At 58.8% G+C, this 13,322-nt stretch carries 15 protein-coding genes and 1 tRNA gene; 6 read left to right on the top strand and 10 right to left on the bottom strand.

Annotation, left to right across the window (positions count from 1 at the left end; genetic code table 11):
* Positions 1 to 49: 49 nt before the first annotated feature.
* Both AB8B29_RS13190 and AB8B29_RS13185 read right to left on the bottom strand, forming a co-directional pair.
* Positions 50 to 1,477: a mannose-1-phosphate guanylyltransferase/mannose-6-phosphate isomerase gene (locus AB8B29_RS13190; RefSeq protein WP_037196362.1), complete on the bottom strand. Its 1,428-nt coding sequence runs from the start codon at positions 1,475 to 1,477 to the stop codon at positions 50 to 52.
* A 294-nt stretch (positions 1,478 to 1,771) separates the two neighbouring features.
* Entirely contained in the window at positions 1,772 to 2,860 is a 1,089-nt protein-coding gene (locus tag AB8B29_RS13185; protein ID WP_037196363.1) for a DUF475 domain-containing protein, read from the bottom strand.
* Between the two features lie 407 nt (positions 2,861 to 3,267).
* On the opposite strand from AB8B29_RS13185, the gene AB8B29_RS13180 reads away from it, so the two are divergent.
* Positions 3,268 to 3,516 carry a hypothetical protein gene (locus AB8B29_RS13180; RefSeq protein ID WP_037196364.1) on the top strand — a complete coding sequence of 83 codons (249 nt, stop codon included), beginning with the start codon at positions 3,268 to 3,270 and terminating at the stop codon, positions 3,514 to 3,516.
* An 18-nt stretch (positions 3,517 to 3,534) separates the two neighbouring features.
* Here the strand turns inward: AB8B29_RS13180 and AB8B29_RS13175 are convergent, their stop codons facing one another.
* Positions 3,535 to 4,005, bottom strand: a complete 471-nt coding sequence (locus AB8B29_RS13175) for a hypothetical protein (protein ID WP_037196365.1) — start codon at positions 4,003 to 4,005, stop codon at positions 3,535 to 3,537.
* A gap of 85 nt (positions 4,006 to 4,090) precedes the next feature.
* The gene (locus AB8B29_RS13170; protein WP_037196367.1) at positions 4,091 to 4,321 is read right to left on the bottom strand and encodes a hypothetical protein; all 231 of its coding nucleotides are present in this window, start codon (positions 4,319 to 4,321) and stop codon (positions 4,091 to 4,093) included.
* 213 nt (positions 4,322 to 4,534) lie between these two features.
* On the opposite strand from AB8B29_RS13170, the gene AB8B29_RS13165 reads away from it, so the two are divergent.
* Positions 4,535 to 4,843 (top strand): hypothetical protein, encoded by a 309-nt coding sequence (locus AB8B29_RS13165; protein ID WP_037196369.1) that lies wholly within the window; start codon positions 4,535 to 4,537, stop codon positions 4,841 to 4,843.
* Positions 4,844 to 4,981: 138 nt separating this feature from the next.
* On the opposite strand, the gene AB8B29_RS13160 is transcribed toward AB8B29_RS13165, so the two are convergent.
* Together AB8B29_RS13160 and cpdR1 are read right to left on the bottom strand one after the other, a co-directional pair.
* A tRNA-Val gene (locus AB8B29_RS13160) sits at positions 4,982 to 5,056 on the bottom strand.
* An 84-nt stretch (positions 5,057 to 5,140) separates the two neighbouring features.
* On the bottom strand, positions 5,141 to 5,503 hold the full coding sequence (gene cpdR1, locus AB8B29_RS13155) for a response regulator CpdR1 (RefSeq protein WP_004117561.1): 363 nt from the start codon (positions 5,501 to 5,503) through the stop codon (positions 5,141 to 5,143).
* Positions 5,504 to 5,787: 284 nt separating this feature from the next.
* Between cpdR1 and AB8B29_RS13150 the strand changes: the two genes are divergently transcribed.
* Entirely contained in the window at positions 5,788 to 6,672 is an 885-nt protein-coding gene (locus AB8B29_RS13150) for an N-formylglutamate amidohydrolase (protein WP_037196586.1), read from the top strand.
* A 352-nt stretch (positions 6,673 to 7,024) separates the two neighbouring features.
* Positions 7,025 to 7,798 (top strand): histidinol-phosphatase, encoded by a 774-nt coding sequence (gene hisN / locus AB8B29_RS13145; RefSeq protein ID WP_037196371.1) that lies wholly within the window; start codon positions 7,025 to 7,027, stop codon positions 7,796 to 7,798.
* 3 nt (positions 7,799 to 7,801) lie between these two features.
* Here the strand turns inward: hisN and AB8B29_RS13140 are convergent, their stop codons facing one another.
* A complete protein-coding gene (locus tag AB8B29_RS13140; RefSeq protein ID WP_047555321.1) occupies positions 7,802 to 8,776 on the bottom strand; it encodes an alpha/beta hydrolase in 975 nt (324 codons plus the stop codon).
* 193 nt (positions 8,777 to 8,969) lie between these two features.
* Here AB8B29_RS13140 and AB8B29_RS13135 point away from each other — a divergent pair, with 193 nt between their 5' ends.
* Positions 8,970 to 9,704, top strand: a complete 735-nt coding sequence (locus AB8B29_RS13135) for an SDR family oxidoreductase (protein WP_047555442.1) — start codon at positions 8,970 to 8,972, stop codon at positions 9,702 to 9,704.
* Here the strand turns inward: AB8B29_RS13135 and AB8B29_RS13130 are convergent.
* From AB8B29_RS13130 to AB8B29_RS13120, 3 genes are all read right to left on the bottom strand, one after another.
* Entirely contained in the window at positions 9,655 to 10,593 is a 939-nt protein-coding gene (locus AB8B29_RS13130) for a LysR family transcriptional regulator (protein ID WP_047555322.1), read from the bottom strand. The genes AB8B29_RS13135 and AB8B29_RS13130 overlap by 50 nt on opposite strands.
* Before the next feature lie 213 nt (positions 10,594 to 10,806).
* Positions 10,807 to 11,874 (bottom strand): cyclic nucleotide-gated ion channel, encoded by a 1,068-nt coding sequence (locus AB8B29_RS13125; RefSeq protein ID WP_113118547.1) that lies wholly within the window; start codon positions 11,872 to 11,874, stop codon positions 10,807 to 10,809.
* Between the two features lie 297 nt (positions 11,875 to 12,171).
* Entirely contained in the window at positions 12,172 to 12,651 is a 480-nt protein-coding gene (locus AB8B29_RS13120) for an Lrp/AsnC family transcriptional regulator (RefSeq protein WP_037196376.1), read from the bottom strand.
* Between the two features lie 132 nt (positions 12,652 to 12,783).
* On the opposite strand from AB8B29_RS13120, the gene AB8B29_RS13115 reads away from it, so the two are divergent.
* A complete protein-coding gene (locus AB8B29_RS13115) occupies positions 12,784 to 13,200 on the top strand; it encodes a DUF2000 domain-containing protein (protein ID WP_037196377.1) in 417 nt (138 codons plus the stop codon).
* Positions 13,201 to 13,322: the final 122 nt, after the last annotated feature.

The following is a 13,322-nucleotide window of genomic DNA, read 5'->3' as shown; positions in this document are numbered from 1 at the left end:
CGGCGGGTTTGCGCCCGCCGTTTCGAAATCTTTGTTTTACTGCGGGAATTCAGCTTCTGCCGAATTCGTCGACCAGGCGGATGATATCGTCTTCACCGAGATAGGAGCCCGTCTGCACTTCGATCAGTTCGAGCAGGATCTTGCCGGGGTTGGAGAGGCGGTGCACTTCGCCAAGCGGGATATAGATCGATTCGTTTTCGCGCAGCATCTGCACGTTCTCGCCAACAGTCACTTCCGCCGTGCCCTTGACGACGATCCAGTGCTCGGAGCGATGGTGATGCTTCTGCAACGACAGCTTCTTGCCCGGCAGCACGAAGATGCGCTTGACCTGGAAGCGCTCGCCGTTCAGCACCGAGGTATAGCCGCCCCAGGGGCGATAGGATGTCGGATGCGTCTCGGTGAGCTTGGCGGTCTTCTTTTCGCTCGCCAAGAGCTTCACGAGCTTGCCGACTTCCTGGCTATCCTTGAGATGGCCGACATAGACGGCGTCTTCGCTGGCGATAACGGCGACGTCCTCAAGGCCCTGCACGGCAATATGGAGGCTGTGCGACATCACGAGCGAGTTCTTGGTGTTGACCAGCGTCGTGGAACCGGCAGAGACGTTGCCGCTTTCATCGCGATTGCCGACCTTCCAGACTGCATCCCAGCTGCCGAGATCGGACCAGGTGAAGGGCGAGGGTACGACGGCTGCATTGGCCGTCTTTTCCATCAGCGCATAGTCGATGGAGATATCGGGGCTCTTGGAGAAATGATCTGCATCCAGGCGGGTGAAATCGAGATCGCGTGTCGATTTGGAAACGGCCTTGCTGGCGGCCTTTTCGACATCGGGTGCATATTCCTTCATCTCGGCAAGAAGCTGGGCAGCCGAGAACATGAACATGCCCGAGTTCCAGTAGAAGCTGCCGTTTGCAACCATCTCCTGGGCTTTTTCCAGCGCCGGCTTCTCGACGAAGCGCTTGACGGCATGGGCACCGGTCGGCAGCGCCTTGCCGCTTTCGATGTAGCCGTAACCGGTCGCGGGCTCGGTCGGTGTGATGCCGAAGGTGACGAGCTTGCCCTGGAGTGCCGTATCGCGAGCCAGGCGCACGCAGTCGTAGTAGGTCGCGTTGGCGTGGATCTCATAGTCGGAGCCGAGGACGTGCATGATCGCGTCCTTGCCGAAAAGATCGGTGATGAGTGCGGCGGCGGCGGCGACGGCGGCAGCCGTATTGCGGGCGACCGGCTCCAACAGCACGGCGGCCAGCTTAAGGTCCAGTTCGCGTGCCTGCTCGGCGACGAGGAAGCGGAACTCCTCGTTGGTGAGGACGATCGGCGCTTCGTAGAGTTCCGGATCCGAAACGCGTTCCAGCGTATTCTGAAACAGCGTTCTGTCGCCGATGAACTGGATGAATTGCTTCGGGGCGGAGGCGCGCGAGAGCGGCCACAGACGCGTGCCCTTGCCACCTGCCATGATCACCGGAACGATTTTGGCTGCCATGCTCTGCCTCTCCTAGACACTTCATTCGGGAGCTTATCGCGAAAGATCGCAACTTTTGCGTTCCTCGCTCACGCTTCTTGGACAACTTCTATCGCCATTGCGATATTTTCGCAGAAAACGCTAGGCCTATCTGCTGTGATCGCAAACATTCGGCGATCTTCGTGTGGAAATTCTGATGAACGCACGCAGGGCCATGGTCCCGGATATCGAAGCGAAAGCCCTCGAAAGGGCTTCGACGTTGCGAAATATGGCCGCCAACCGGCTCGAGATGCGGCGGCGGCCATCGCTTGCGCGCTACGCCTTCGCCCTGTGGCTCCGTTCATCATGCGCAATGCCGTTGCGCTTGTTGTAGCGGATCGACGACCAGAGAGAGACACCGATCAAGGCAGCACCACCAAGGCCGGTGATGACTTCGGGGATATGCATCAGCGTCTGCATGTACATGATCACCGACAGGATCAGGATGGCATAGAAGGCGCCATGCTCGAGGTAGCGATAGTGGGCGAGCGTGCCCTTCTCCACCAGCATGATCGTCATGGAGCGAACATACATCGCGCCGATGCCGAGACCGATGGCGATGATGAACAGGTTCTGGGTGAGTGCGAAGGCTCCGATCACTCCGTCGAACGAGAAACTCGCGTCGAGGATTTCCAGATAAAGAAAAGCACCGAAACCGCCCTTTGCGGCTGCGCTCATCGTTTTTTGGGAGGCATCGAGAAATCCGGCGAGAACCTCGACCAGCAGGAAGGTCAGGAGACCATAGATCGAGGCATGAAGGAATGTCGTCGACTCATTGCCGTCGAGCAGGGAGCTGAAGATGAGAACAAGGATCAGCACGAAGGCGATTTCGACGCCCTTGATGGTAGCGAAATGCGCCATCCGCTTCTCCAGGAAACTGATCCAATGCACGTCCTTTTCATGGTTGAAGAAGTAGGTGAGGCCAACCATCATCAGGAACGTGCCGCCGAAGGCGGCGATGGCGAGATGCGCATCCTGCATGATCCGCGCATATTGTTCCGGTTCGGCGGCCGCAAGTTTCAGCGCTTCCCACGGGTTGATGTGGGCCGCGATGGCGACGATTGCCAGTGGAAAGACGATGCGCATGCCGAAGACGGCAATAATGATACCCCAGGTCAGGAAGCGATGCTGCCAGACCGGGGTCATTTCCTTCAGCTTGTTGGCGTTGACGATGGCATTGTCGAAGGAGAGCGAGATCTCCAATACGGCCAGCACCGCGCAGATGAAGAAGGCCGTGGCAAGGCCGCCGAACGTCCCGGTGGCGTTCCAGCCCAGCAGGGCGCCGAGAGCAAGGCCGCCCAAGGTGACGGCGAAAGCCCAGCCGAAATAGCCGAGCACGGATTTGGAGGCTGCGGGCGGCGTCATGAGCGCACCTCGCGGCAGACGAAATGACGATATCCGGATCGAGCGCGCAGCCACACGCCGGAGACGGCATGCGGATAACGCATGGTCAAGCTGTTCATAAGAAGAAATCCGCCGGCTCATCTGCAGGCGGTACCGACATCGCGAGAGCGCCGTAAAAACTCTCGCCAGAGGGGCCCGGCACCAAAGTTCAATCCGTCGCCGATGTCAGAAGGCGCGGAGATAACCCATAGTTAGTGAAGTCGCGACGCACGTCAAGGGTTGAAATCGCGGTCGAGACTATTGCTCCCGCTAATTGAGAATTCGGGGAACCAAACGGGAAAGGCGGCGTTTGACCTTCGGGCATGTTTGTCCCATCTGCCAGGCGGCTTCTAGTGTCTGGATAACAGCGACCGACAGGAGAAACGTCCATGAGTCCCAATCCCATCCAACGAAATGCACGGGAGCCGAAGCCGGAACTGACGGAACGGCAGAAGAAGGCGCGGTCGAATACGCTGCGTCAGGCGCAGGTATTGCCGCCGCACCAGGTCGATCTGACGCTGCACCCCGTGACGCAAGAGGACGTGCATGTTCCCGCCCATGTCAACGGCGCCGATCTCTCGCGCGAAGCGCCAGCCGATGCCAATCATGGCAACAAGCGAAAAGGCGGTTCGCACTAATAGGCCGCCGCCGACTGTTTATTTGTGACGTGGCGTCTTGCCATCGGACGTAAAGCTGCCGTTGAAGCTCATTTCAGTCGATTTTGCCGAGCATTCGATGGTGACCGGCTTGCCCGAATAGGGATTGCCAAAGGTGCAGGTGCCCTTGGCTTCGACTTGGCCTGACATCTTGTTGCCGGCGCCGGTGGAGATGACCTCGATCGGCAACTGCGCCGTGCCCTTCTGACTGCCGGGCTTGATGCCGCCGCCGTTGCCCTGGAAGCCGAGCATCTTGCCGCCGGATGTGAAAATGAAAGTCACTATGCCGTCCGGCCCCGTCACGCTGGCGACCTCGGTCTTACAGCCTTTGCTGACGTCGAGCTTGCCAACCACGAGCTTGGAACATTTTCCGCTGACCGCGGTGACGCCCTGAGCCGGAAAATTTTCCACGGCCGCAGCCGACGTAGCGGCCAGCGCCGTCAATCCAAAAGCAATGCATGCGAATCGCATAAGGGGCTCCTTTTAAGCCCCTATAGGTTTGCCGATCAAAATGTGGCAGTCAACCCGAAGCCGCGATGCGCAGGCGCGCTTGCCGTCATTCCGGCACGAGTGAGCCGATCAACTGCAGCAGGGCTTTCTGCCGATTACCGCCGCCGGCCAGGAACTCGTAGAGGCTCATGGCTTTCTCGCTGCCACCATCGACGGTGTAGTCGGCCTGGCGGATCACGAAGACTTCGCCGCTTTCGGAGTCGCGGGCAAGGTGGAACATATATTCGTCGCCATTAGGCTTGTGGTTCTTATAGAACTGCCGCTTCACCACCGTCATCTCATCCTCCCGTATGATCGATGCGTTAGTGTGACAGTAGGATGACGGCGCGGCCGGAAGTCAAGCGGCTTATGGCGGGAAATCGCCCCGACGGATCCCGGGCGACCGCAACCATGACGGACAGCAGCATGTGATTGGCTATCTGTAAAAAGGTGATTATTCTCGGGCTTGCGCTCGAATATTCGAGACGCGAAAAGCAGGAGATTAAAGCACATGAGAATGATGTTAGCGCTGGGGGCGATTTTGAGCCTGGCATGCGTCTCCGCGGGCGAGGCGCCTTCTAATTATCAGACATACCACGGCGTCCGAGTCGACAGTGATCCGGTGCTGCTGGCAAAATACAACAAGGCTCTCAACTATTGCGAGCCCGAGGCCTATTCCTGGCACCGCGGGTCGCCGGACCCGAACAGCACCCTCTACTGGCTGGCGCTGAGAGATTGCCTCTATCGCCACAGCTTCGTGGATCGCGGCGCCTATGCCTATCCGACAACGGCGGTATTCCGGAATTTTCTGGATCGCTGACGGCTGACAGGTCAATTCGGCTGGCGGAACATTGCTTGGGACAAGCAGGCGCCGCGACAAGATGAGCCCAGCTCGACAAAGCGAAACTAAAAAGGCCTTTCGATTGCTCGAAAGGCCTTGCTTTTCAGCGAATTAGGATGGTGGGCGTGACAAGGATCGAACTTGTGACCCCTACGATGTCAACGTAGTGCTCTCCCGCTGAGCTACACGCCCATCCGATGGCGGCGCATAGATCACAAAACCTTGGTTGCCGTCAATAGGCTTTTTTTCGGTTTTGTGACGCGACCGCCGGAAGCCTTAGGCGGCAAGGAGTTTGTTGACTTCGTCGACCAGTTCGCGGAGGTGGAAAGGCTTGGAAAGCACCTTCGCATCCTTCGGAGCCTTCGAATCAGGGTTCAGCGCCACGGCGGCAAAGCCGGTGATGAACATCACCTTCAGGTCGGGATCGAGCTCGGTGGCGCGGCGGGCCAGCTCGATGCCGTCCATTTCCGGCATGACGATATCGGTCAAAAGCAGCGAAAACGGCTCTTCGCGCAGCCGGTCGTATGCGCTTGCTCCATTGTCAAAGGACAAGACCTTGTAGCCGGCTTTTTCGAGCGCCTTCACAAGGAAGCGACGCATGTCGTTATCGTCTTCGGCAAGAAGTATCTTTTGGGTCATCATCTCTTCGCTAATCAATCTTGTCTTGTTGGACTCGTCCAGCGTTTAGGTTAGCGCTCTGCCGTAAACAAGCCGTGAATACCGGCCGGATGCGGCATTCCCTGTTTATTCGAGGCGTGAGTGCATCCCACGAAAACGCTTTGCGTTTCCGCTGGTCGGGCATTCGGAGATTTCGGTTACGGCGCTTTGGATTAAGGCCATTTTGCTTAAGTTACTATGGACTTGCAGGCATGCAACTGGCAACATGATTACTGCGACAAGTTGTTGACATGGTAAAGACGTTGATGTCCGCAGAAATGCGCAGTTTCGAGATTTACGAAGTATTGGAGCCCGTCTCCCAGACGATACCGTTTGTCTATAGCTCGCCACATAGCGGCCGCATCTATCCCCCCGATTTCATCGCTCAATCCCGCCTGCAGGGCATCGCCATCCGCCGCTCGGAGGATCACTACGTCGATGAGCTTTTTTCGGCGGCGAGCTCTCTCGGCGCACCGCTGCTGTTCGCCAATTTTCCGCGCGCCTATATCGACGTCAATCGCGAGCCCTACGAGCTCGATCCGCGCATGTTCGACGGCGCATTGCCATCCTATGCCAACATCAATTCGCTGCGGGTTGCCGGCGGTCTCGGCACGATCCCGCGAATCGTCGCGGAAAATATGGAGATCTATGCCCGGCGGGTGCCGGTGGAGGATGCGCTGAAGCGCATCGACACCATCTACAAGCCTTATCATTCCACCCTTCGGCGACTGATCGCGCGCACGCATGTCAAGTTCGGCTTCGGCGTGTTGGTCGATTGCCATTCCATGCCGGGCAATATCCGCATCGCCGGCAGCAATGCGCGGCCGGATTTCATTCTCGGTGACCGCTACGGCACCAGCGCATCGGCGGAACTTTCGCGCGCCGCCATGCAGATCCTCGAAGAACTCGGCTTCAATGCCGTGCGCAACAAGCCCTATGCCGGTGGCTTTATCACCGAGCATTACGGCCGTCCCTCCCGCGGGCTCCATGCCCTGCAGATCGAGGTCAACCGCTCGCTCTACGTCGACGAGGTGACGCTGGAGAAGCGCCCGGATTTCGATCAGGTCGCATCCGCCATCACGCTTTTCATGAAGCGCATGGCCGAGCATGTGGAATCCTACACGGGCGATCCGGCGCTGGCGGCGGAATAGGGGCATCTCTCCCGCCCATTCGGCACGCTAAGGATGGCAAGATATCGCCCCGCGTTGGTCGCGCCGTTCCCATGAGACAAAATAACCCCGACAAAAAAAGAACCGCGCTCGTGGCGCGGCTAAGTCTAGGGAGGAAACACCCAAGGAGGGTATTTACAGTCAAAAGACTGTAGCTGGATATTGATCCCGCACTGCACAAATGTCAAGCATTTTATTGCGGTGCAAAATATTTAGGCAAATTCTGAAATTTTGCCCGATTGACAGGCATTGCGCCCACTGCGTCATCATCCGGTTTGCTTCAGGAGTTATATGCGCTATGGATCGCTCATCCCGTCACTTAATCGGATTGACCATGCTTCCCGATCACACGTTCTTCTCTCGTCTGGCCGAGGCGGCCAAGGCCGAAACTCTGCCGCGCTTCCGCGCCGGCGTCGATGTGGTCAACAAGGAAGCCAGGGGCTTCGATCCGGTGACCGAAGGGGATCGTGCCGCCGAAGTAGCGATTCGTTCCCTGATCGAGGCTGAGTTTCCCGATCATGGCATCCTGGGCGAGGAACACGGCAGTATCGGTCTCGATCGCGAGTATGTGTGGGTGATCGATCCGATCGACGGCACGCGCGCCTTCATCTCGGGCGTGCCCGTCTGGGGAACGCTGATCGGCTTGCAGAAGAACGGCCGCGCCATCATGGGCCTGATCGACCAGCCCTTTACCGGCGAGCGTTATTTCGCCGATGGTAACAGCTCGACTTACTCAGGCCCCGACGGCGAAAGGCGACTCGAGGTCCGCGATTGCGGCAGCCTGTCGAACGCGATCCTGTTCACGACTTCGCCGCATCTCTTCGTCGGCGAGGAGCTTGCCAGATATCGCGAGATCGAGAGCCAGGTCCGCCTTTTCCGCTACGGCACGGATTGCTACGCCTATGCGTTGCTCGCCGCCGGTCACGTCGATCTCGTCATCGAAAATTCGTTGAAGCCCTATGATGTCGGCGGCATCATTCCCGTCATCGAGCAGGCTGGCGGCATCATCACCACCTGGGATGGCGGCCGGCCGGAAATGGGCGGCACGATCATCGCGGCAGGCAGCCGCGCCGTGTATGACCAGGCGCGCGCTATCCTGTCTCGATAAGCGCTAGGCTTCCGCCTCCACCTCATAGGCAGTGGTTTCCGCATCGCTGCCGGGAATGAACGCATGGATGGCCGCAAGGGCCTGATTGCGATAAATATCCCGCTCCTGCAGGATTTCATGCTTGGCGCCGTGAATGGGCACAAGCTGTGCTGCGCGAAAATAGCGCGACAGCCGCTCCTGATCGACATAAGGCACGACGCCGTCTCGCGTCGGCGCGATCAGCACGGTCGGAATGGGGATCGAAAACAGGTGTTCGGGCCTGTTGACGCGCTCGATTGCATGGAAGGCTTGCGACAGCCAGCGCGCCGTCGGCGGGCCGAGGCTGAGTTGCGGATAGGCCTCGCCAATGCCGACGTTGCGCCGATAGCGCTGCTCGTCGGTGGTCAGCGGATTCTCGCCGAAAGGCCGTTCCTTGAATTTCTTGCTGAATTGCACCCGTCCGAGCCCGACGCCGCTGACCGCACCGGAAAGAAAGCGGATAAGGCCCGGAGAGACGCCGTGGCCGGTCAACCCGATAAAGGGAGCCGACAGCACCATGCGTTCAATACGGGTTGCGAGCCTTGGCGCTGCGGACAAGGCGATCAGGCCACCGGTCGAATGCGCGAGAAGAAAGAAGGGCAGGCGCGTATCCGGCAGAACGATTTTGTCGAGGAAGGCGGTAAGATCATGTTCGTAATCCGAAAATCGCCTGATATGGCCGCGCAGCGGATCCTTCAACAACCGCTCCGAGCCGCCCTGGCCGCGAAGATCGAAGGTTGCCACCCATAGGCCCTTGGCCGTGAGATCGCGGATCGTCTCGAAATATTTCTCGATAAACTCGTTGCGTCCCTGAAGCAGCACGACGGTGCCCTTGGCGACCGGTTGCTCGCAGCGGAAAACGGCGTAGCGCAGCTTGCGCCCGTCGAAACTCTCGAAGAACCCCTCGGTGCGGTTCTCCGGCACCGGATTGTCTGCCGTGGAATAGAGGATCGAATCCATTGCGATGTCGCGCCTCGCTGACAAATGGCTCACCTCAAGGGGATAGCGCAGGTTGGGGGAATTGCAACAGCTTTGTTGGCCGCGATATCCCTCCATCGGCGTTTCCGATGATACTATCGTTTTTCTCCGTTTCCTCTCCTTGCGCCTCTCTGCGAATTCTCAGCCATAGTCATCACCTGTGGGAATGAAAGCCATGGCAATTGCTGAAATCGCGAATTCAAGAATTCTTATTGTCGGCGGCAGCTCCGGAATGGGCCTGGCGCTGGCAAGACGCACGCTCGCCATCGGCGCCGAGGTCATCATCGTCGGACGGAACGAGGACAAACTTAAACGCACCGGCGCGGAACTGCAAAGTGCGGCGCTCTCCACTGTCGCCGCCGATATCACGCAAGAGGGCCAAGTCGCCGATCTATTTGAGCGGGTCGGTCGACTCGATCACATCGTCAGCACAGCCGCCGATATCGAAGGTGCTTATGAGTTGCTGCCTTCACTGGATCTCAGGGCAGCGCAAAAGGTCGTGGAAAGTAAATTCTACGGACCGCTATTGCTCGCGAAATATGGCGTACCCGTGCTCTCCCCTGCCGGCTCCATCACCTTCACATCCGGTATCGCGGCCTATCGTCCGGCGGCGCGGGGATCGGTCGTTGCCGCGGTCAATGCGGGCCTGGAAGGATTGGTTCGCGCGCTCGCCGTCGAGGTGGCGCCGATCCGCGTGAATGCTGTTTCGCCTGGCTGGGTCGACACGCCCATCTGGACGTTCGTTGCCGGCGACAAGAAAGACGAGACCCTGAGCGCCATGGCAAAACGACTGCCGGTTGGGCGGGTGGGACAACCGGAAGACATCGCCGATGCCATCAGCTTCCTGATGGGCAATGCCTTTACAACGGGGACGATACTGCATGTCGAGGGCGGGCATCGGCTGGTTTAGCCGGCGCGAAACTGTCGCTTGCGGTCGCCAGCAGCAGTTTCAGGGTCGGCGGCTGAATACGCCTGCGCCGCCAAATCATCACAAGCGACGCTGTCCGCATTGGACCCGGCCAAGGCATCTCGCTGATTTCGCCACGATCGAGTGCGTCGGCGACGGCAAGTCGCGGAACCAGGCTGACGCCGGTTCCGGCAGCAACGAGCCGCGCAATCGTGCCGATGCTGCCGACTTCCGCAGCGAGCTTCGGTGCCGCCATCCCTACCGCGTCAAATGCCTTGTCGAGCAGGTGTCGATAGACGCAGCCGACCTCTGTTGCCACAAAGCTCATGGAGGCAAGCGTGGACAAGTCGCCTCTTTTCGGCGCGGCTTCCTTCTGGGGAGGCATGATGAGGATCAACGGCTCTGCCGATATAGTTCGCTTCGCCAGGCCTTCATCGAGACCGTCCTTGTCAAAACAGAAGGCGATGTCGATCTCGCCGTCTTCGAGCTTTCGCAACAGATCGCCGCTGCCGGCGACCTTCACTCGTAGATTGATATCAGGATGACCGCTCTGAAAAGTCGATAACCATTGCGGAAGCCTCATGGAAGCAACAGTCTCCAGCGCGCCGATCGTCACCGTCCCAGCCGCAACCCCGGCGGCTGCCTCGACGGCCGCGCGCGCCTCGTCCGCAACCGTCAGAATTTCTTCGGCATAGCGTCTTAATGTTTCGCCCGCCGCTGTCAGCTCCAAGCCCGATCTCGACCGGATAAAGAGCGCCGCTCCAAGTTCAGTTTCGAGCGACTGGATCTGATCGCTCACACTCGATTGGGCGAGATGGACCTCCTCGGCTGTGCGAGTGAAACTCCGGTTCCGGGCGACCGCGAGGAATGTCTTGAGTAGTCTAGGATGCATCGAGCCGTGCCCAATTAAGGTCGGAATAGGCGCCATCAAATGACGAGAGACGCAATACAGACGACGCTGCCATATCGCTTGTGTCAGCGTCAACACGTCACGAAATGATCGCAAAAAGTCAACGGTGGGTCCGGGCTATCCGTTGCTCGAAATTTCTTGGGCGTTGGCACCTACGACACTTGCAACTACGTTTTTGTCACAACGTCGTCTGCATCAGGTTTTCGGTGTCGCACCGCGTCGTTCGAGAGCGGTTTTGTGGATGATGTCGGCGATCTCCGGGCTGCTGCTCGACAGCATCTGGAAGTCCGACGAATAGAGCGACAGCAGTGAGACTTCAGTCGCGGCGCTGACGGTCGCCGAGCGGGGCTCGCCGCTGATCAGCGCCATCTCGCCGAAGAAACTGCCGGTGCCGAGCTCCACAGGGTTCGGTGTGGCGACGCTGACCCGGCCCTCGACGATGAAGAACATCTGGTCGCCAGTCTCGCCCTTGCGGCAGATTATGGCGCCGGCCGGCACGACGCGAGGTCTCAGCGCTCGCACTATCTCGATGAGTGCGCCCGAACCAAGCTTCTGGAACAGCGGCACTGCGGCAACTAACTGCCAATTGCGCACGAAGTCCTGGCGACGCACTTCTTCATAAAAGCCGGTGGCGAGGATGCCGGCCCACAGCGCAAAGATGCCGATTCCACTCATCATGACCAGCCCGGCAAGGACGCGACCGGCGAAACTTTGCGGAATCTCGTCGCCATAGCCGGTGGTCGACAGCGTGACCACCGCCCACCACATCGCCAGGGGGATGCTGCCGAACTTGTCAGGCTGGCCGTCGCGCTCGATGATATAGGCTGCGAGCGCCGCGCCGAACAGAACGATGCCGAAGATCGAGGTAACGCCGATCAGATTGCGCGCTTCTTTGGTGAGGACCCTGCCCAGCAGCCGGAAGAAGGTTGAGCCGCGCAGCGGCTTCAGCAGCCAGATGGCACAATAGAGGCTTTGGTCGCGGCCGCCGACGAAAAAGAATGCGGCCACAGGGACTAAAACGGCAAGCACGTCGACCGTGATTTCCAATGCCCTGCCGCGAACGTCTCTCATCCGCTGCATGATCAGCGTCTCGATCAATTGCAGTACGTAGGCAGCCCAGATGCCGGCGAGCAGGACTTCCAAGATGAGCCTGGTCTGTCCCGTTATGTTCGGCAACGTAAGTGCAGCCACGGTCAACAGACCGATTGCAACGAACAGCGCGTTCAGCGATGCGGAAATCTTCGAAAAACGGAGCGCCGACATTCAATACCCCGGGTGGGCTGCCACTTTTCTAGAATAGGATGGCTTCGGTCCAAACGTAAAGGGCTGGCGGAACATGCATAGCAGCCAGGTCTTGACCAGTGAAACGAGCAATTGTGGTTGTCTTTTCAATCAGATTTCGATCGCTTTGGACATTCTTTGGAATCGCGGAAGACTATGCCGGTTCCGGCGATCGTGAGGCAGCGCGAGTAGTTCGGGGAATTGCGATAGATTTTTGCTTTTCCCGGCATGACGAGCGATCGCCTCCCTGCGGCGCCCAGCATTCCATGTCTTGGGCCTTTATTGCTGTCCGACATCCAGCGGAAACCCCTTGAACGGCTTGATTTCCTTGAGCACGAACGTCGTCTGCATCTCCTTGATGCGCGGCAGCCGGCGGACGACCGCCATGGCGAAATCCGCGTAGCTGTCGAGGTCAGCGGCGACGACCTGCAGCAGAAAATCCGCGTCTCCGGCGATGCTGTAGCACGCCACCACTTCGCTCAGCTTCAGGACATCGCGCGAGAATTCCTCGGCTTCGGCCTCGCTGTGGCTGTCGATCTTCACTCTGATGAAAGCCAGGACGCCGAGGCCGATCTGCCGCCTGTCGAGGGTCGCCGTGTAGCCCTGGATCACTCCGGTTTCCTCAAGCTGGCGCACGCGCCGCCAGCAGGGCGATGTGGAAAGCCCGACTTCGGATGAGAGTGCCTGGTTCGTCAGACGTCCGTCTTTCTGTAGCGCGCCGAGGATTCGCAGGTCGATGGGTTCAAGCGTGGAAGGCATAGGTCACCTTAGAGTCTGTCAGTATAGGTAGGATATACCACATAAGGCCAATTTTCGGCAATGAAAGGTAAGATTGTCCGCGATAGACGAGATATTCTGCGAGCAGACACCGCCAACAACAGCAGGGTACCAATGCTTCCCGATATCCGTATCGCCATCGTCATCAACCCGGATCTGCCGCTCGGGCTGATCGCCAATACCGCCAGCGCCATCGCGATTGGGCTGGGGGCAAGGTTCCCCGGTCTTGCGGCGCAGTCTCTGACCGATAGGGAGGATCGCACTATCGACATTAGCTCAAACATGCCTGTACCGATGCTGCAGGCGGATGCCGATACTATCCGGTCGCTGCTGCTGAAGGCGCTCACTCAGCAGGAAGAACGGGCAATCGTTCCCTTTCCAGCCTTCGCACGGTCGCTTCACGATTACAGGGAATATGAGGCAACGTTTCCCGGTCGTGACCTTGCCGGGGAGACCATCGATGGCCTGGGAATAGCCGGTCCATCGAAATGGGTGAAATCGCTGACGGGTTCGCTGAAGCTGTTGCGGTAGTGGTGGAAAGAAAAAAGGCCGGCTTGCGGGATAGAGAGATCCGCAGCGCCGGCCGAGCAAGGACTGAAGAAGAAGGGACGATACACTTCAGTCATCGGATGATGGTGTATCCGACGGTGTTA

The sequence above is a fragment of the Rhizobium sp. 11_C7_N12_5 genome (genome assembly GCF_051811145.1).
Classification (GTDB): Bacteria; Pseudomonadota; Alphaproteobacteria; order Rhizobiales; family Rhizobiaceae; genus Rhizobium; species Rhizobium lusitanum.
This window is presented reverse-complemented; position numbering and strand designations above follow the sequence as displayed.